16 protein-coding genes are annotated in these 18,356 nt (G+C 68.3%); 7 read left to right on the forward strand and 9 right to left on the reverse strand.

From position 1 onward, the window contains the following. Positions 1-870 (forward strand): NAD(P)H-binding protein, encoded by an 870-nt coding sequence (locus V9K91_RS04010; RefSeq protein WP_095363226.1) that lies wholly within the window; start codon positions 1-3, stop codon positions 868-870. A gap of 165 nt (positions 871-1,035) precedes the next feature. Here the strand turns inward: V9K91_RS04010 and V9K91_RS04015 are convergent, their stop codons facing one another. Next, positions 1,036-1,851 carry a TatD family hydrolase gene (locus tag V9K91_RS04015; protein WP_093532671.1) on the reverse strand — a complete coding sequence of 272 codons (816 nt, stop codon included), beginning with the start codon at positions 1,849-1,851 and terminating at the stop codon, positions 1,036-1,038. Between the two features lie 81 nt (positions 1,852-1,932). On the opposite strand from V9K91_RS04015, the gene hrpB reads away from it, so the two are divergent. Together hrpB and V9K91_RS04025 are read left to right on the forward strand one after the other, a co-directional pair. Beyond that, the gene (gene hrpB / locus V9K91_RS04020) at positions 1,933-4,437 is read left to right on the forward strand and encodes an ATP-dependent helicase HrpB (protein ID WP_336442736.1); all 2,505 of its coding nucleotides are present in this window, start codon (positions 1,933-1,935) and stop codon (positions 4,435-4,437) included. Positions 4,438-4,581: 144 nt separating this feature from the next. Further along, positions 4,582-4,971 carry a hypothetical protein gene (locus tag V9K91_RS04025; RefSeq protein ID WP_068854427.1) on the forward strand — a complete coding sequence of 130 codons (390 nt, stop codon included), beginning with the start codon at positions 4,582-4,584 and terminating at the stop codon, positions 4,969-4,971. A 60-nt stretch (positions 4,972-5,031) separates the two neighbouring features. Here the strand turns inward: V9K91_RS04025 and V9K91_RS04030 are convergent, their stop codons facing one another. Together V9K91_RS04030 and V9K91_RS04035 are read right to left on the reverse strand one after the other, a co-directional pair. Beyond that, positions 5,032-5,568: a pseudouridine synthase gene (locus V9K91_RS04030; RefSeq protein WP_336442737.1), complete on the reverse strand. Its 537-nt coding sequence runs from the start codon at positions 5,566-5,568 to the stop codon at positions 5,032-5,034. Positions 5,569-5,715: 147 nt separating this feature from the next. Beyond that, entirely contained in the window at positions 5,716-6,567 is an 852-nt protein-coding gene (locus tag V9K91_RS04035; RefSeq protein WP_093532668.1) for a class I SAM-dependent methyltransferase, read from the reverse strand. A 172-nt stretch (positions 6,568-6,739) separates the two neighbouring features. On the opposite strand from V9K91_RS04035, the gene V9K91_RS04040 reads away from it, so the two are divergent. Next, positions 6,740-7,693 carry an aldo/keto reductase gene (locus V9K91_RS04040; protein ID WP_336442738.1) on the forward strand — a complete coding sequence of 318 codons (954 nt, stop codon included), beginning with the start codon at positions 6,740-6,742 and terminating at the stop codon, positions 7,691-7,693. Between the two features lie 58 nt (positions 7,694-7,751). Here the strand turns inward: V9K91_RS04040 and V9K91_RS04045 are convergent, their stop codons facing one another. From V9K91_RS04045 to V9K91_RS04055, 3 genes are all read right to left on the reverse strand, one after another. Beyond that, entirely contained in the window at positions 7,752-8,660 is a 909-nt protein-coding gene (locus tag V9K91_RS04045; protein ID WP_336442739.1) for an NAD(P)/FAD-dependent oxidoreductase, read from the reverse strand. Beyond that, complete coding sequence (locus V9K91_RS04050) at positions 8,650-9,102, reverse strand: Rrf2 family transcriptional regulator (RefSeq protein WP_249833315.1); 453 nt, start codon at positions 9,100-9,102, stop codon at positions 8,650-8,652. Before V9K91_RS04050 ends, V9K91_RS04045 begins: the two co-directional genes overlap by 11 nt. Positions 9,103-9,172: 70 nt before the next feature. Continuing rightward, positions 9,173-10,075 carry a LysR family transcriptional regulator gene (locus V9K91_RS04055; protein WP_336442740.1) on the reverse strand — a complete coding sequence of 301 codons (903 nt, stop codon included), beginning with the start codon at positions 10,073-10,075 and terminating at the stop codon, positions 9,173-9,175. A 106-nt stretch (positions 10,076-10,181) separates the two neighbouring features. Here V9K91_RS04055 and V9K91_RS04060 point away from each other — a divergent pair, with 106 nt between their 5' ends. Together V9K91_RS04060 and dkgB are read left to right on the forward strand one after the other, a co-directional pair. Beyond that, positions 10,182-11,396 carry an MFS transporter gene (locus tag V9K91_RS04060; protein ID WP_095363234.1) on the forward strand — a complete coding sequence of 405 codons (1,215 nt, stop codon included), beginning with the start codon at positions 10,182-10,184 and terminating at the stop codon, positions 11,394-11,396. Between the two features lie 67 nt (positions 11,397-11,463). After that, positions 11,464-12,267: a 2,5-didehydrogluconate reductase DkgB gene (gene dkgB, locus V9K91_RS04065; protein ID WP_306987272.1), complete on the forward strand. Its 804-nt coding sequence runs from the start codon at positions 11,464-11,466 to the stop codon at positions 12,265-12,267. A 175-nt stretch (positions 12,268-12,442) separates the two neighbouring features. On the opposite strand, the gene V9K91_RS04070 is transcribed toward dkgB, so the two are convergent. Then, positions 12,443-13,147 carry an alpha/beta fold hydrolase gene (locus tag V9K91_RS04070; RefSeq protein ID WP_336442741.1) on the reverse strand — a complete coding sequence of 235 codons (705 nt, stop codon included), beginning with the start codon at positions 13,145-13,147 and terminating at the stop codon, positions 12,443-12,445. Between the two features lie 177 nt (positions 13,148-13,324). Here V9K91_RS04070 and V9K91_RS04075 point away from each other — a divergent pair, with 177 nt between their 5' ends. Further along, complete coding sequence (locus tag V9K91_RS04075; protein ID WP_336442742.1) at positions 13,325-13,807, forward strand: hypothetical protein; 483 nt, start codon at positions 13,325-13,327, stop codon at positions 13,805-13,807. A 17-nt stretch (positions 13,808-13,824) separates the two neighbouring features. On the opposite strand, the gene V9K91_RS04080 is transcribed toward V9K91_RS04075, so the two are convergent. Together V9K91_RS04080 and mgtE are read right to left on the reverse strand one after the other, a co-directional pair. Beyond that, complete coding sequence (locus V9K91_RS04080; protein WP_336442743.1) at positions 13,825-16,554, reverse strand: bifunctional acetate--CoA ligase family protein/GNAT family N-acetyltransferase; 2,730 nt, start codon at positions 16,552-16,554, stop codon at positions 13,825-13,827. A 128-nt stretch (positions 16,555-16,682) separates the two neighbouring features. Further along, the gene (mgtE, locus tag V9K91_RS04085) at positions 16,683-18,053 is read right to left on the reverse strand and encodes a magnesium transporter (protein ID WP_068854439.1); all 1,371 of its coding nucleotides are present in this window, start codon (positions 18,051-18,053) and stop codon (positions 16,683-16,685) included. Between the last annotated feature and the right edge of the window lie 303 nt (positions 18,054-18,356).

Here is an 18,356-nt window from a genome sequence, read left to right on the forward strand (position 1 = left end):
ATGGCTGCCGGCGCTGCACCGACGCGGGTTCTGGTGCTGGGGCTTGGCTACGGCGGGCGGCACGTGGCGGCGCTGTTACAGGCCCAGGGTGTGGCCTGCAGTGGGACGGTGCGGGAGCCGGAGGCGGCGCCCGACGATGGTGTTGTCCGCCACCGGCTGGTGGCGGGACAGCCTGTTGATGATGCGCTGCGTGAGGCCATCCGCAGCGCGGAGGCGGTGATCTGTACGGTGCCTCCGGATGATGCCGGTGACCCTGCGTTGCGGTTGGTGGCCGAAGCGCTGCGTGCCAGCACGGTACTTCGCTGGGTGGGCTATCTCTCTTCAACGGCGGTGTACGCCGACCGCGAGGGAGGCTGGATCGACGAGTCGTCGCTGGCCGATGCGGTGGATGACACGGCGCGGCGGCGGTTGCTGGCCGAGGCGCAGTGGCGCGGGTTCGCGCATGACAAGGGCGTGGCGTCTGCCGTGTTCCGGCTGCCCGGGATCTATGGGCCCGGGCGCAATGCGCTGGTTCAACTGGCGGAAGGCCGCGCGCGGCATGTGCTGCGGCCGGGGTTGGTGTTCAACCGGCTGCATGTGGAGGATCTGGCGGCGGTCGTTGTTGCCGCGATGGGTCGCCCGGGCGAGGCGTTGTATCTGCCCGCCGACGACGAGCCGGCGCCGCCGCAGGAGGTGCTGGCGTTCGCGGCGGAGCTGGGCGGGTTTGCAATGCCACCTGCGGTGGCGTGGGATGACCCGTCGGTAAGCCCGGCGTTGCGGCGGTTCTACGCCAGCAACAAGCGCATCAACAGCCGGGGCACGCGCGAAGCGTTGGGGTGGAAGCCGAAGTTCGCCACATACCGCGAAGGCCTTCAGGACGCCATCCGGTAGGGTTGGTTCCCAAACAACCGCCGATAGGAGTGATCGGTGCTTTGACGCATTGACCTCTCCGGCGACGTGCCTTCGGCATCGGTCATGCCTTCTACGGCCTGCCCATTGGTATCGGCGGTCGATCGGGATGCGACCCTACCAAGGCAGCGACACGGCAGGCCCGGGTCAGCGCGCGTCTGGCAGGCGGAAGAACGTGCGCGTCGCTGCGGTGGCGTTCGCTGCAGTCAGCTCCACATCCTCGCCGCGATCCCGCGCCAGTTCCTCGACGATATGCGCCAGGAACATCGGCTCATTGCGCCGATCCTTCGGCATCGGCTTCAAACTGCGCGGCAGCAGGTACGGCGCGTCGGTTTCAATCATCAGCCGCTCGGCCGGAATGTGCTTGACCAGCTCGCGCAGGTGCGCGCCACGGCGCTCGTCGCACAGCCAGCCGGTAATGCCGATGTACCAGTCCTGGTCCAGGTAATCGAACAGCTCCTGGCGCTCGCCGGTGAAGCAATGCACCACCGCGGCGCCGATGCGGCCGTCGAAGTTCTTCATCTGCGCCATGAAATCGGCATGCGCGTCGCGCTGGTGCAGGAACAGTGGCTTGCGCTGTCCATCGGCGGCGCGCACCTCGCTGGCCAGCTGCAGCTGGCGCTCGAAGGCACGGTGTTGGGCCGGGCGCGGGGCGAAATCGCGGAAATAGTCCAGGCCGCACTCGCCCACCGCCACCACTTCGGCGTGGGCGTGCAGCGCGCGCATTTCGGCATCGCATTCGTCGGTGTATTCCACCGCGTGGTGCGGGTGCACGCCGGCGGTGGCGTACAGGAAGCCCGGGTGCTGGCGCGCCAGGTCGAGGGCCATCGGCGAATGCTCGCGGCTGGCGCCGGTCAGCACCATCTGCACCACGCCGGCGTCGCGGGCGCGGGCCAGCACGGCATCGCGGTCGCGGTCGAAGGAATCGTGGGTGAGGTTGGCGCCGATATCGATCAGTTGCATGGGGCAGCTACAGGGCGATGAATCGCGCCATTGTAGCCCGGCCGGCTCGCCGGCCCTGCCGCCGGCCCGTATCCTTGCGCCATGAGTACGTCGAGTTTTCCGATTTCCGAGCTGCTGCCGCAGATCGCCACGCAGCTGGCCACGCACCCGCGCCTGGTGCTGGAAGCGCCCCCGGGCGCGGGCAAGACCACCCAGGTGCCGTTGGCGCTGCTGGACGCGCCGTGGCTGGAAGGCCGGAAGGTCATCATGCTGGAACCACGCCGGGTAGCCGCGCGCAGCGCCGCGCAGTTCATGGCGCGGCAGCTGGGCGAAGAGGTCGGCGGCACGGTGGGCTACCGCATCCGCTTCGAGAACAAGGTGTCCGCGCGCACCCGGGTGGAGGTGGTCACCGAGGGCATCCTCACCCGGATGCTGCAGGACGACCCGATGCTGGACGGCGTGGGCGCGCTGCTGTTCGATGAATTCCATGAGCGCCACCTGGCCGCCGATCTGGGGCTGGCGCTGGCGCTGGATGTGCAGGCGCAATTGCGCGAGGACCTGCGCATCGTGGTGATGTCGGCGACGCTGGATGGCGAGCGGCTGGCACAGTTTCTGGACGCCCCGCGCCTGAGCAGCGCCGGCCGCAGCTTCCCGGTGGCGGTGAGCCATTTCCCGGCCCGTCGCGATGAATCGCTGGAGGCGCAGGCACGGCGCGCGGTGGAGCAGGCCTTGGTCGAGCACCCCGGGGATGTGCTGGTGTTCCTGCCGGGCCAACGCGAGATCGCGCGCACCCAGGCGGCGCTGGAACAGGCGTTGCCGGCCGATATCCAGGTGTTGCCGCTGCACGGCGAGCTGCCGGTGGAGCAGCAGTCGCGCGTGCTGCAGCCCGATCCGCAGGGCCAGCGCCGGGTGGTGCTGGCCACCAACGTGGCCGAATCCTCGGTGACCCTGCCCGGGGTGCGCGTGGTGGTGGATGCGGGGCTGGCGCGCGAGCCGCGCTATGACCCCAACAGCGGTTTTTCGCGGCTGGACGTGGTGAACATCGCGCAGGCCTCGGCCGACCAGCGCGCCGGCCGCGCCGGGCGCGTGGCCGAAGGCTGGGCCTGGCGGCTGTGGCCGCAGTCGCAGCGGCTGGAAGCGCAGCGCCGGCCGGAGATCGCACAGGTGGAGCTGGCCGCGCTGGCGCTGGAGCTGGCTGCATGGGGCAGCGAGGACCTGCGTTTCGTGGATGCGCCGCCGGTGGGCGCGATGGCCGCCGCGCGCGAGCTGCTGCAGCGGTTGGGTGCGCTGGGCGATAGCGGCGCGCTCTCCGCGCTGGGCCGGCGCATGCTCACCCTGGGCACGCACCCACGGCTGTCGGCGATGTTGCTGGCGGCCGGCAACGGCACCGAGCAGGCGCTGGCCTGCGACCTGGCCGCGCTGGTGGAAGCGCGGGATCCGCTGCGCCACGGCGGCGATGCGTTGGCCGCGCGGTGGCGGGCGCTGGCCGCATTCCGGCAGGGACGCGTGCCGCAGGACGCCAATCGCGGCGCGCTGGCGGCCATCGATGCGGCCAGCAAGCAGTGGCGGCGGCGCCTGCGCTGCGACACCGCGCCGCCGTCTTCAGTGGAGGCCCACCAGCTGGGCGACCTGCTGGCGCACGCCTTCCCGGACCGGATCGCGGCGCGGCATCCCACCGACCCGCTGCGTTACCTGTTGGCCAATGGGCGCAGCGCGCGCTTGTTCGACCCCAGCGACCTGCGCGGTGAGCCGTGGCTGGTGGCGGTGGAACTGCGCTACGAAGCCCGCGATGCGCTGCTGCAGCGCGCCGCGCCGGTGGATGAGAACCGCCTGCGCCGGGATTTCCCGCAGCGCTTCCAGCAGCAGGACGTGGTGCGCTGGGACGCGGACAAGCGGGCGCTGGTGGCGCGCCGCGAAAGCCGCTTCGACCGCATCGTGCTGGACAGCCGATCGGCCGGGCGGGTGGATCCGGCGCAGGCCGCGCAGGCCTTGACCGAGGCGGTGCGCGAGCTGGGACTGGAGGCATTGCCATGGACCGACGGCTTGCGCCAGTGGCAGGCGCGAGCGCTCTCGCTGCGTGCGTGGATGCCGGAGCTGGACCTGCCGGAGGTGTCGGATGCGGCGCTGATGGAGACGCTCGCGACATGGCTGACGCCGGCGTTCAATGGCAAGACGCGCCTGGATGCGCTGGATGAGTCCACGCTGGGCGAGGCGCTGAAATCGCCGATGCCGTGGGCGCAGCGCCAGCTGATCGACCGGCATGCGCCGGTGCGCATTGCGGTGCCCTCGGGCATGGAGCGGCCGATCACGTATGCGCTGGAGGCCGATGGCAGCACGCCGCAGCCACCGGTGCTGGCGGTGAAGTTGCAGGAGCTGTTCGGGCTGGCCGATACGCCGCGCATCGCCGATGGCCGCGTGCCGCTCACGCTGCACCTGCTGTCGCCCGGTGGCCGCCCGCTGCAGGTGACCCAGGACCTGCGCAACTTCTGGGCCAACACCTATGCCGAGGTCAAAAAGGAAATGAAGGGGCGCTACCCACGGCACCCGTGGCCGGATGATCCGTGGACCGCCAGCGCCACCCATCGCGCCAAGCCGCGCGGGACGTAACGCCGGCTGACCGTGCGCCGCCGGTCCACCTGAATGGATCGCGCGGATTGGTTATCGTCGTGACCATACCGTGCCTGGCGGATAACACGCCCTACACGGCCCCCGCGCGACACTGGATTTCGAACCGAGGCAAAGGACCCCCCAATGAGCAGACTGACCGTGATTACCGACCGCGCCCTGGAGCGTGCACTGGATCTGGCAAGCAGCGCAGGCGATGGCCTGAAGCACGCCGGCAGCAACCTGCGCCACCTCGGCCCGCAGGCGACGGACTGGATCAAGACCGGTGCGGCGCTGGGTGCGGTGAAGACCGGCAGCAAGGTGGCCGCGAAGGCCGTGCGCCGTAATCCGGCGGCCACCATCGCCGTGGCCGCAGTAGGTGTAGGCCTGCTGGGCTACGCGCTGTACCGCAAGCAGCAGAAGAAGAAGCTGGCCAACGGCAGCGTGGTGAATGGGCAGGCCGAGCGCATCAGCGCGCGCAACCGCCGCAATACCACGGTGGTGGATGAGCACAGCGATATCGGCAGCGACGCCTGATCCATCAGGCACGTTGCAGTAGACGAAAACCGCCGGCCTGTCCGGCGGTTTTTGTTTGGATCAATCGATCCGCCGCCACTGGCCGGGCTGCAGGTCCTTCAACCCGTGCGGGCCCATCGCCACGCGGACCAGCCGCAGTGTGGGCAGACCCACCGCCGCCGTCATCCGCCGCACCTGGCGGTTGCGCCCTTCGCGCAGGGTGATGGCCAGCCAGGCATCGGGCACGGTCTTGCGGAACCGCACCGGCGGCGTGCGCTCCCACAACGTTGGGGTTTCCAGGTACTCCACGCGTGCGGGCAGGGTCGGGCCGTCGTTCAACTGCACGCCCCTGCGCAACGCCTGTACCTGCTCGTCGGTCGGCGTGCCTTCCACCTGCACCCAGTAGGTCTTGTCTTCCTTGTGGCGCGGGTCGGTCAGCCGATGCGCCAGCCTGCCGTCGTCGGTGAGCAGCAGCAGGCCCTCGCTGTCGTAGTCCAGGCGACCTGCCGCGTATACGTCAGGCGGCAGGCCGAAGCCGGCCAGGGTCGCGCGTGGCGGCTGGCTGCTGTCGGTGAACTGGCACAGGACGTTGAAGGGCTTGTTGAGAGCGATCAGCATGGGGCGGGACAGAAGTGACGAGGTGTCATTGTCCCATTACACGGCTTCGGACGCCGTGGTACCGACCAACGGTCGGTACCTACCGCTATCTCAACCGGTAGCGCACGACCGTTGGTCGTGCGCCCGCGTACCGGGCAGGGCCCGGCACTACTTCACGAAACGAAGGGTCATGCGATCGCTTTCACCGATCGCCTTGTACTTGGCATCATCGGCGGCGTCATGGTTGTTCACCGGCGGCAGGGTCCACACGCCGTTCGGGTGGTCCTTGGTATCGCGCGGGTTGGCGTTGATCTCGCTGCTGCCGGCAAGCTTGAAGCCGGCCGCTTCGGCCATGGCGATGACCTGGGCCTGGCCCACGTAGCCGCTCTTGTCGTCGGCCGGCACGTCGGCCTTGGCACGGTGTTCGACCACGCCGAGCACGCCACCGGGCTTGAGCACGCTGTAGAAGCCCTTGAACATGCCTTCGGCCTGGTTGGCGCTGCGCCAGTTGTGCACGTTGCGGAAGGTCAGCACGACATCGGCGGAGTTGTCGGGGCCGAACTTGGGGGCTTTGGGGTCGTAGCCCACGATCTTGGCCTTGTCGTAGAGCGACGGGGTGCCGGCGAACTTCTTTTCCAGCCCGTCGCGGCCGCGCTGCTGGTAATCGCGGGCCTTGCCTTCAGCAACCGCCATCGGGTCGACCACCGCCGCGACGTAGGTGCCCTTGTCACGCAGCAGCGGGGCGAGGATTTCCGAGTACCAGCCGCCACCGGGGGTGATTTCCACCACGGTCTTGCCCGGTTCCACGCCGAAGAACGACAACGTCTGCGCCGGGTGCCGGTAGGCGTCGCGCTTCACGTTGTCCGGCGTGCGGCCCTTGCCGTCGACGGCAGCCTGGACGGCGGCGGTGATGGCGGGCTGGGCGTTGGGGCCGGCTGGCTTGATGGCCATGGCGGGGGCGGCAAGCAGCAGCGTGGACACGGTGAACAGGCAGGCACAGCTGAGCGAACGGGCTTTCATCGGATCACCTACGGTGGCGGGATGCGGCGAGCCTAGCAGTCGCGATGTCAAAGGTGTTCACAAAACGTTAGTGCAGTGCAGCGAAGCGGAACACTGTTTTGTGGCCCGCGCCGCAGCGGTGTCATGGACAGGCACTTATGCTGTGACATTGGATTTGACTGGAGGATTGCCCATGACTGAACCGCGCGAACTCGGCCGTTCCGGCCTGAAAGTGCTTCCCATCGCGTTCGGCGGCAACGTCTTCGGCTGGGGCGCGGACGAGAAGACCTCGTTCGCCCTGCTCGATGCGTTCGTCGATGCCGGCTACAGCCTGGTCGATACCGCCGATGTGTATTCGGCCTGGGTGCCCGGGAACAAGGGCGGTGAATCGGAAACGATCCTGGGCCGCTGGTTCCAGCGCAGCGGCAAGCGCGACAAGGTGGTGCTGGCCACAAAGGTGGCCAAGTGGGCCGAACACCCGGGGCTGTCCGCCGACAACATCAGCGCGGCCGTGGAAGATTCGCTGCGCCGCCTGCAGACCGATGTGATCGATCTCTACCAGGCGCACGAGGATGACGAGTCCACGCCGCTGGAAACCACGCTGGCCGCGTTTGGCCGGTTGATCGAACAGGGCAAGGTACGTGCGATTGGCGCCTCCAACTACAGCGCCGAGCGGTTGCAGGCCGCGCTGAAGGTATCGGCGGACTACAAGCTGCCCCGCTACGAGACGCTGCAGCCGGAGTACAACCTGTATGACCGTGCCGGTTACGAAAGCGGGCTGGAAGCGGTGGCGCGCGAGCACGGGCTGGGCGTGATCAGCTACTACTCGCTGGCCAGCGGCTTCCTCAGCGGCAAGTACCGCAGTGCCGATGATGCGGCCAAGAGCAGTTCGCGCGGCAGCAGCGTGGTGGCCAAGTACGTCAATCCGCGTGGCCTGCGCATCCTGCAGGCGCTGGATGACGTGGCCGGCACCTACAACGCGACCCCCGCCCAGGTCGCCATTGCCTGGTTGATCGCCCGCCCGGGCATCACCGCGCCGATCGTCAGCGCGACCCGCGTGGAACAGCTGCACGACGTCCTCGCCGCTGCCCAGGTAGACCTGACCGCCGAAGACATCGCACAGCTGGAAAGTGCCAGCGCCGCCTGACCACGCCTCCGGAATAGACCGTACCAGCAACGGCCACCCCAGGGTGGCCGTTTCCGTATCACCCCACCACTGCCCCATCCTCGGCCACCAGCGCGTGATGCATGCTGACCCCGGCGCGCACGCCCTCCGCACTGGCCAGCGTGATGTTGCCCATCAACGTTGCATCACCCGCCGCGTAGACACCGGGCACCGTGGTCTGCTTCTGCGCATCCACCCGAACCAGCACACCGACCGGGCTCTCTTCCAGTTCACAGCCGAGCTGCTCCACCAGCGCCGAACCCATTTCCTGGCGCGCACTGACGAACAGCGCGCGCAGGTCGATGTGGCGTCCATCGGCCAGCAAGGCCCCACTCAACTGCGGCGGGTCGCCTTCCAGTGCCACCACCGTTTCCGTTTCGATCTGCACCCCGCGCCGCTGCAGCGTGCCCCGCTGCTCGTCGTCCAGTGCCATGCCCTGCGTGAAAAAGGTGACCTGGCCCCAGTCGGCGATCAGCGCGGCCATGATCGGCGACATCGGATGTCCCCCCAGCAGCCCGATCGCGCCACCGCCCACTTCATAGCCATGGCAGTACGGGCAGTGCAGCACGCTGTGGCCCCAGCGTTCGGCGAGGCCGGGCAGCCCGGGCAACACATCGCGGATGCCGGTGGCCAGCAGCAGCTTGCGCGCCGCCCATGTATCCCCGGCCGCCGTGCTTACCGCGAAACCATCCACGGTCGGCTGCGCGTCGGTGGCGGTGTCGTTGGCCCAGCGCACGCTGGGGTAATCCAGCAGCTGTGCCTTGGCCTGGCGCAGCAGGTCGCCGCCGGAGATGCCATCCAGACCCAGCACGCCATGCGAGTGGCTGGAGAAGCGGTTGCGCGGCAGCCCGCTGTCGATCACCAGCACGCTGCGGCGCGCACGCGCCAGCATCATGGCGGCGGAGAGCCCGGCGAAACTGCCGCCGACGATCACGGCATCAAAGGTCATGCGGAACTCCCTTGCTGTGCTGGGCCAGGTGCTGGGCAAAGGCGTCGCCCAGGGTCGCCAGCGTGGTGGCATGCAGGCGCTGTTCGAGCAGCGCCTGCGCCTGTTGGTAGCTCTCATCCAGCGCGGCATTCACCACCTGCTGCACCGGGCAGCCGCGCCCGGTTTCGCGCGCGCCGGTATGCAGCAGCGCCGGCGAGCCGATGGCGAGATAGACGTCGTGCAGGGTGATGGTGGCCGGGTCGCGCGCCAGCTGGCTGCCGCCACCATGGCCGCGGGCGGTGCGGACCAGCCCGCCCTTCTGCAGCGCGGCGAGCAGGCGGCGGATCACCACCGGGTGGGTCGGCAGGCAGGCAGCGAGCTGTTCGGAGGTGCGCGGTCCGTCCTGGCCGACCAGGTGGGCCATGATGTGGAGCGCGTCGGAGAATTGATTGCTGGATTTCATGTAACAACAATAGTTACATAATTTGACAGCGGCGGGTAGCCCCGGCCGTTGGCCGGCCCATGCACCGCTTTCAGCGGAGGAACGCCCGCCCGGTCATGGATTCGGCGAGATAGTCCAGGAAGCTGCTGATCCGCGCCGATACGGCAGTGTTGCGGTAGTACACGGCGTGGATGGGCTGGCGCACTTCCACGGTGAGCGCCGGCAGCACCTGCACCAGCGTGCCCGCATCGCGGTCGCGGTGGGTCATGAAGTCGGACAGGCAGACCACGCCCGCGCCTTCGAGGGCCAAGCGGCGCAGGGTTTCGCCGCTGGAGACCGCCACTGCCGGGCGGACGTGCAGGAGCGCGTCGGTGCGCCCGGGAAGCGGCCAGTGGTTGAGCGAATCCGGTTCGTTGAAGCCGAGCAGCGCGTGGCCGTCCAGTTCTTCAACCGTCTTCGGCGTGCCGTACTGGGCGAGGTAGGCCGGGCTGGCCAATACGCGAAGGCGGCTGTGCGCGAGCGGGCGCGCGTGCAGAGTGGAATCGGCCAGCGGGCCAATGCGGATGGCGACGTCGGTGCGGCGTTCCAGCAGATCGATGTAGCGCTCGCTGCTGTTGAGCTCCAGCTGCACGTCCGGGTACAGCGCCCGGTACCCGGCGACCATCGGCGCGATGACGTGCAGCACGAAGGGGGTGGCCGCATCCACGCGCAGGCGCCCGGCCGGGCGCTGCCGCCGCGCCGTCATGTGCTCTTCGGCCGCTTCCACCGAGGCCACGATGGCGCGTGCCTGGGCGAGGAAGGCATCGCCTTCTTCGGTGAGCTGAAGGCGCCGGGTGGTGCGGGTCAGCAGGGTGGTGCCCAGCTTTTCCTCCAGCCGGCCCAGCGCGCGGCTGACCCCGGAGGTGGTCTGGCCCAGTTCCTCGGCGGCGGCGGTGATCGAGCCGCTGTCGATGACGGCGATGAACGCCTGCATTTCGTCCAGGGTGGTCTTCATGGCCCCATTATTGACCATGAAGCAAGAGTCATTGGCGTGAAGACCGGTTTTTCCGCAAGAGTGCGGCGCGCAGACTGCGCACCTTCTTCTTCCACCGGTAACGCTCATGTCCCGTGGCATCCCCTTGGCCCTGTTGGCGCTTACGCTGGGTGCGTACGCCATCGGCACCACAGAATTCGTCATCGTCGGGCTGATCCCGACCATTGCCGCCGACCTCGGCGTGTCCCTGCCCTCCGCAGGCCTGCTGGTCTCGCTGTACGCGCTGGGTGTGGCGGTCGGCGCGCCGGTGTTGACCGCACTGACCGGCCGGGTGCCGCGCAAGACCCTGCTGGTGGCCCTGATGGTGCTGTTCACCCTGGGCAACGTGATTGCCTGGATGGCGCCCAGTTATGGCTCGCTGATCGTGGCGCGCGTGCTCACCGGGTTGGCCCATGGGGTGTTCTTCTCGATCGGCTCGATCATCGCCACGTCGGTGGTGCCGAAGGAAAAGGCGGCCAGCGCGATTGCGATCATGTTCACCGGACTGACCGTGGCACTGGTCACCGGGGTGCCGCTGGGCACGTTCATCGGCCAGCACCTGGGCTGGCGGGCGACCTTCCTGGCAGTGGCGGCGCTGGGCGTGGTCGCGCTGATCGGCAGCCTGCTGTTCGTGCCGCGCAACCTGCAGCGCAGCGAGCCAGCGACGTTCGGCCAGCAGCTTTCGGTACTGGCGCAGCCGCGCCTGCTGCTGGTGTATGCGATCACCGCGCTGGGCTATGGCGGTACGTTCCTGTCCTTTACCTATCTTGCGTCGATCCTGCAGGACGTCACCGGTTTCTCGCCGAACGCGGTGAGCGGCGTGCTGCTGGTGTACGGCGTGTCGGTGGCGATCGGCAACCTGTGGGGTGGCCGCCTGGCCGACCGCCGTGGGCCGATTCCGGCGCTGAAGCTGATCTTCGGGCTGCTGGCGCTGGTGCTGTTCGCCCTGACCTTCACCGCACACAACACTTGGCTGGTGCTGCTGACGGTGCTGGCACTGGGCGCGGTGGCGTTCGGCAACGTGCCGGGGCTGCAGGTGTACGTGGTGAAGCAGGCGCAGCGCTTTGCGCCGCAGGCCGCTGATGTCGCCTCTGGCCTGAACATCGCCGCGTTCAACGTGGGCATCGCAATGGGTGCTTCGCTGGGCGGGCTGGTGGTGGATCACCTGGGCCTGATGCATACGCCGTGGCTGGGCGCGCTGGTGGTGTTGGGTGCGCTGGGGCTGACCGTGCTGAGCGGGCGGCTGGACCGGCGTGACGGGATCGAGGATCGCGCCGAGGGCGTGGTTGTCGCCTCCCATTGAGCCTTCTCATTTGATTCGTTTAACGGTGCACGGCGTAGCCTGCACTCCCCCACTGAAGGAGTTTTCCATGAGCATTCCCGCATTCGGCCTTGGCACGTTCCGCCTGAAGGACCAGACCGTCATCGATTCGGTCCGCAACGCACTGGACGTGGGCTACCGCGCCATCGATACGGCGCAGATCTACGGCAACGAAGCCGAGGTCGGGCAGGCCATCGCCGAGTCTGGCGTGGCGCGTGAGGACCTGTTCCTGACCACCAAGATCTGGATCGCCAGCTTCCAGCACGATGCCCTGCTGGAGAGCCTGCGCGAAAGCCTGCGCAAGCTGCGTACCGATCATGTCGACCTGACCCTGATTCATTGGCCGTCGCCGAACGACGCGGCGCCGATGGCCGAGTACCTGGGCGCGCTGGCGCAGGCCAAGGCCGAAGGCCTGACCCGGCAGATCGGCATTTCCAATTTCACGATTGACCTCACCCGCCAGGCGATTGCGATCCTCGGTGCCGATGCGATCGCGACCAACCAGATCGAGGTGCATCCGTACCTGCAGAATCGGGCGTTGATTGCGTTCCTGCGTGAGCAGGGCATCCATGTGACGGCCTACATGAGCCTGGCCTATGGCGAGGTGCTGAAGGATCCGGTGATCCAGGCCATTGCCGAACGCCACGACGCCACCCCGGCGCAGGTCGCACTGGCTTGGGCGCTGCAGCAGGGCTTTGCGGTGATTCCGTCGTCGACCAAGCGCGAGAACCTGGCCAGCAACCTGCTCGCTGCGGACCTGCGGTTGAGCGACGAGGACATGGCGCAGATTGCCACGCTGGATCGTGGACAGCGGCTGGCGAACCCGGAAGGTATCGCGCCGGCGTGGGATTGACCTTTCGCTCAGGGGTCGCCGGACGCCTGGGTTGGTAGGGTTGGATCCCGATCAACCGCCGACCACGAGGATCGGCGCGGCGAACGCATGACCTCTGCCGAAGAGCGCTTCTTCGGCGGAGGTCATGCCACTACAGAACGCGGCACCGTTATCGGCGGTCGATTGGGATGCGACCCTACCAGCAGGCGAGCAACCACTCACGCATGGCAGCGCTTACTTCCTCGGGCTTTTCCATTGGCGCGAGGTGGCCGCAATCGGGCAGCACGACCAGGGTTGAGCCGGGTACCAGGGCATGCATCTCCTCGCTGATCGCCAGCGGGGTGATGCGGTCGTTGGCGCCGCAGATGATCAACAGCGGGTCGCGGTAGCCGGCAAGCACGTCGTGGCCGTCAACGCGATCGAGCGCGCTCTGGCGCAGGAACACTTCGGCACCCAGGCGTGCGGTCATGTCACGCACGCGTTGGACCAGCACGTAGTCGTCCAGCCGCGAGGCATCGATGTAGCTGCGCATCAGCTTGTCGCCGAAGCCATGGAAGGTGCCGGGCAGGCGCACGCTGGAACGCTGCGACTGGCGCTGGGCGGCGCGCTCGGGCGAGTCGGCATGGATGGAGGTGTCGATCAGCGCCAGCCGCAGTACCCGCTCCGGGGCCACGCGCAGGATCTGCTGGGCGACGAAGCCACCGAGCGAGAAGCCGGCCAGGGCGAAGCGTTCCGGGGCCTGGGCCAGTACGTCCTCCACCACCGCCTGCATGGTGTCGCCTCGGGTCTGGTCGCCTACGGTGCAGTCGGCGATATCAGACAGCGCAGCAATCTGCGCGCGCCAGAGTTCGGCGTCGTTGAGCAGGCCGGGCAGCAGCAACAGCGGTACACGATCGGTCATGCCGCTATTGTCCGCGATCCGGGTGGCCATGGAGTGTCGTGTGTGGCCCGGTGTGTTGCGCGGCGGGAGGTGAGAGCGCCACATGAAACAGTCACTTGGCGCAGTAGCGTGACTCAGTACCAGTCCGGTACCCCGGGCTGGCTAGGCTCAGGCACTTCCCTTTCCAGTGAGCCCTGCATGGATTCCATTCCCGGTATCACCGCCGCCACGCCAACCCCGGCGTCCACCAGTACGCCGAGTCTACCCTCAGCACCGACAGATGCCGGCACGCTGCCGTTGGAAACCATCATGCAGCGTGAGCTGGCCTATTACGAGGTGGTCACTCCTGCGCTGAAACCGGCGGTACAGGACGCGAAGCTGGATTCAGGCGAAAAGCGGCTGGCAGCCCTGGGGGACCAGCTGCGCTACATCACCAACCGCTGCACGGTCGGCAGCATCACGCTGGAAGCCTTCATCAAGCAGCACCCAGACGTGCTGGAGCGCGGCCGGGCGTTGATGGCTGCGTTGCCGGCGCCGGATGATGCGAAATTCACGTTTGGCTCGCTGGCCTATCAGACGATGCTGACCAACGCTGCCTTCCCGGATGACCGCTTGGGACCCATACCCCGCGAGCACTCGGCATTGTTCCTGATGCAGGCAACTGACCGGCCGGCAGAGTGACAGGCGCCGGTGTTCACTCAGTGGGTGACACCTTCGGGCGGTAACGCGACGTTGGCGTCCTTCACCGGCAGGGTCACCACCATGACGGTGGAGTCGTCGGGATCGAGCTTCGTCTTGAAGCCCAGGCTCTGGCACATCGCCAGCATGGTGCTGTTCTCGCGCAGCACCTGGCCTTCGACGATGTTCAGGCCCAGCCACTGGGCGTACTCGATCATGATGGTCATCAGGCGCCAGCCGATGCCATGGCCCTTGAGGTCGGAGCGGATCAGGATGCCGTACTCGCCGCGATCGTAATCGGCGTCCGCATGCAGGCGCACCGCGCCGAGCATGTCGCCACTGCGCGGGTCGATCGCCACCAGCGCGATGGAACGGGCGTAGTCGAGCTGGGTCAGGCGCGCGATGAATTCGTGGCTGAAATGCTTCACCGACTGGAAGAAGCGCAGGCGCAGGTCGTCGTCCGTGACGCGGGCGAAGAAGGCACGGAACAGCGCGTCGTCTTCCGGCCGCACCGGGCGTACGAACGCGGGCGCGCCGTCGGACAAGGTGATGGTGCGCTCCCACTCCTTCGGGTACGGGAACACCGCGAAGCGCGGATGGCCTCGGCCCTTGTGCAGCTTGCGCGAGGGCGCGATGGCCACGCGCGCGTCCAGTGCGATGACGCCGTCGCGGTCGGCCAGCAGCGGGTTGATGTCCAGCGTGCGCACTTCGGGAATGTCGGCGGCCAGCTGCGCCAGCTTGACCAGGATCAACGCGACGGCGCGTTCGTCTGCCGCCGGGACATCGCGGTAGGCCTTGAGGATGCGCGACACGCGGGTGCGGCCGATCAGCTCATGGGCCAGGCGCAGGTCCAGCGGCGGCAGGGCCAACGCCTTGTCGTCGATCACTTCCACGGCGGTGCCGCCACGGCCGAACACCACCACCGGGCCGAAGGTCGGGTCGTCGGCGATGCCGGCAATCAATTCGCGTGCCTTGGGCCGCACGATGGTGGGCTGCACCAGCACGCCATCGATGCGTGCGTTGGGACGCATCTCGTGGGCGCGGGCGAGGATGGAGCTGGCGGCGGCCTGCACGGACTGCAGGGTGCCCAGGTTGAGGCGCACGCCATCGACATCGGATTTGTGCGGGATGTCGGCCGAGAACACCTTAACTGCCACGGTGGCGCCCTGCTCCAGCAGCGGCTGGGCCAGGTCCATGGCTTCGTGCGGGTCGCGCGCCTGCATCACCGGCGCGGAGGGAATGCCATAGGCCGAGAGCAGCTGGTGGGTGGCGATGGGGTCCAGCCACTGCTGGCCGGCGGCGAGCGCGGCCTCGACGATGGCGCGCGCGGCGGCGGTATCCACCACGAAATCCTGCGGCAGGCTGGGCGGGGTCTCCATCAGCGCCGCCTGCGCATCGCGGTAGCGCACCAGGTGCTGGAAGCCGCGCACGGCTTCGGCCTCGGTCGGGTAGGTCGGCACGCGGGCGGCGTTGAGGGTGGCGGTGGCACGGTCGTCGTTGCCCAGCCACACCGCGAACACCGGCTTGTCGCGATGGTGGCGCGGGCGCAGGCCGAGGGTGCGGGTGAGTGCCTGCGCGGCGTCTGCCGATGAGGTGAACGCGGTGGGCACGTTGACCACCAGCACGGCATCGTTGCCGCTGTCGGACATCAGCGCGTCGATGGCGGCGGCGTAGCGGTCACCGTCTGCGTCGACCACGATGTCGACCGGATTGCTGCGCGACCAGCCTTCGGGCAACACGGCGTCCAGCTCGGCGATGGTGCCGGGCGAGAGTTCGGCCAGGCTGCCGCGCAGGGCCAGCAGCTGGTCCACGGCCAGCCGCCCTACCCCGCCGCCGTTGCTGAGGATGGCCAGCCGGCGGCCCGGGAAGGTGCCGAGGCGGCCGAGCGTTTCGGCGGCGGTGAACAGCTCATCCAGCGCGCTCACCCGCAGCAGGCCGGCGCGGTTGAACGCGGCGCCGTACACCGCGTCGGAGCTGGCCAGCGCCTGCACGTGGGTGTCGCCATCGGGATCGATTCGGATATGACGGCCGGATTTGACCACCACCACCGGCTTGGCACGCGCGGCGGCGCGCGCGGCGGACATGAACTTGCGCGCGTCGCGGATGTGTTCGACGTAGAGCAGGATGGCGCGGGTGCGGTAATCGGTGGCGAAATAGTCGAGCAGGTCGCCGAAGTCGACATCGAGCGCGTCGCCCAGCGAGACCACGGCGGAAAAACCGACCGAGCGCGCCACGCCCCATTCCACCAGGGCAGCGGCAATGGCGCTGGATTCGGAGATCAGCGCGAGGTCGCCCGCCTGCGGGAAGTGCGCGGCGATGCTGGCGTTGAGCCGTGCATGCGGGGCGATCACGCCCAGGCAATGCGGGCCGAGGATGCGCAGGCCCTTGGGCCGTGCCGCCGCTTCAACCTGCTCGCTGAGCGAACCCGGGCCGTGGCCGAGGTTGGCGGTGAGGATGATGGCCGCGGCCACGCCGCGTTCGGCGGCGGTGGCCACCACCTGCGGCACGATGCTGGCCGGGGCGGTGATGACGACGAGTTCGGGCACCCAGTCGAGGTCCTTCAGCCGTTTGACCGTGCTGATGCCGTCGATTTCGCCGTAGCGCGGATTGATCCAGGCGACCTTGCCGGGAAAGCCGGTGGCGCGCAGGTTGCGCATGACCGCGCGGCCGGCGGAACGCTCGCGCGGGCTGCCGCCGACGACGGCCACCGACTGCGGGCGGAATACGGATTGCAGGTGGTAGGTGCTCATGGGGTCGAACAGTCACCGGGACACGTGGTGACACGGTACACGGCTGGCGGTCGCGTTGGGATGATCTGGCGCAAGGATCGGCTGCCGCCGCATCGCCACGCCGCACGCGGCGTGGCGACATGGTGCGGTTACAGCAACGTGCCGCGCAGGATCATCGCGGCGATGCTGAAGTAGATCACCAGGCCGGTGACGTCGACCAGGGTGGCCACGAACGGTGCCGAGGCACTGGCCGGGTCGAAGCCCAGGCGCTTGAGGATGAACGGCAGCATCGAACCGGACAGCGAACCGAACGTTACGATGCCGACCAGCGCCGCACCGATGGTGAGCGCCAGCAGCTGCCAGTGCTCGCCGTAGTCGTGCAGGCCGAGCAGCTGCCAGGACACGATGCGGATGATCGCCAGCACGCCGAGGATGGCGCCCAGGGTGATGCCGGTAGGCACTTCGCGCAGCGCCACCTTCCACCAGTCGCGTAGGCGCAGTTCGCGCAGGGCCAGGCTGCGGATCAGCAGCGAGGTGGCCTGCGAACCGGAATTGCCGCCGGAGCTCATGATCAGCGGAATGAACAGCGTGAGCACCACGGCGCGGGCCAGCTCGTCCTCGTAATGCTGCATGGCGCTGGCGGTAAGCATTTCGCCGAGGAACAGCACGCTCAACCAGCCGGCGCGCTTGCGCAGCATCTCGAAGAAGCCAATCTGCATGTACGGCTTTTCCAGCGCTTCCATGCCGCCGAACTTGTGCGCGTCCTCGGTGGATTCTTCAATCAGCGCATCCAGGATGTCATCCACGGTGACGATGCCCAGCACCTGCTGGCGCGCATCGACCACCGGGATGGCGAGCAGGTCGTGGCGGCGGATCAGCTGGGCCACTTCTTCCTGGTCGAGCATGGCATCGACGGTCACCGGCGGATTGACCTGGGCCACCTCCAGGATCGGCTCGTCCGGCAGGCCGGTGATCAGCCGGCGCATGGTGACCACCTGCTGCAGGGCCTGGGTGACCGGGTCCAGCACGTAGATGGCGTACACGGTCTCGCGGGTGCGCTCGACTTCGCGGATGTGCTGCAGGGTGCGGCCCACGGTCCAGTCGGCGGGCACGCTGACGAATTCGGTGGTCATCAGCGCGCCGGCGGTGTGCGCCGGGTAGCTGAGCAGCTGCTGGATGGCCTGGCGCGAATCGGCGCTGAGCAATGGGATCAGGCGCGCGCGTTCGTCCTCGTCCAGCTCATGGACGATGTCGGTGGCACGGTCGTCGGCCATCAGGCCCAGCAGCGCGGCGGCCTTGGCCACCGGCAGCGCGGCCACGAGGTCACCGCTGCGGGTGAGCTCGGGCTGCTCGAGCATTTTCACCGCGCGCGGCAACGGCAACGCGGCCAGGGTGTCGGCGGCGCGCGGCAGGGCCAGGGTGTTGAGGTATTCCACCGCGTCGGCGGTGTTGAAGTCCTGCAGGGGTGCGCTCAGGGCGGCGGCATCCGCCACCGGGCGCAGGAGGTCTTTCTGGTTCATGGGGTTCGCCTTGTGGATCGCGATCGCGCGACGCCAACGCTGGCGAACCGTCCCGTGTCAGGCGGTGGCCATCGCTGGCGTCGAGCAAGGTCGACTTCTACTGTCGCTGGACATGGGTGTGGACTCCGGAAGGGTTTCGCTGGGCGCACCGTGCTGGCGCGGTCAGCGGGCGGCAGTCTGGACCCGCACGCAGACCGGGTCAACCCCTGACGGGCCCTCGTTCGGGCCCGGTTGAAGGTCATTGACGCGCGGGGCCGCATAATAGGCCGCCGGCGACAGGCCGATGATGCGATGCGCAGGTTT

The organism is Stenotrophomonas sp. CCNWLW57 (genome assembly GCF_037203925.1).
Taxonomy (GTDB): Bacteria; Pseudomonadota; Gammaproteobacteria; order Xanthomonadales; family Xanthomonadaceae; genus Stenotrophomonas; species Stenotrophomonas rhizophila_A.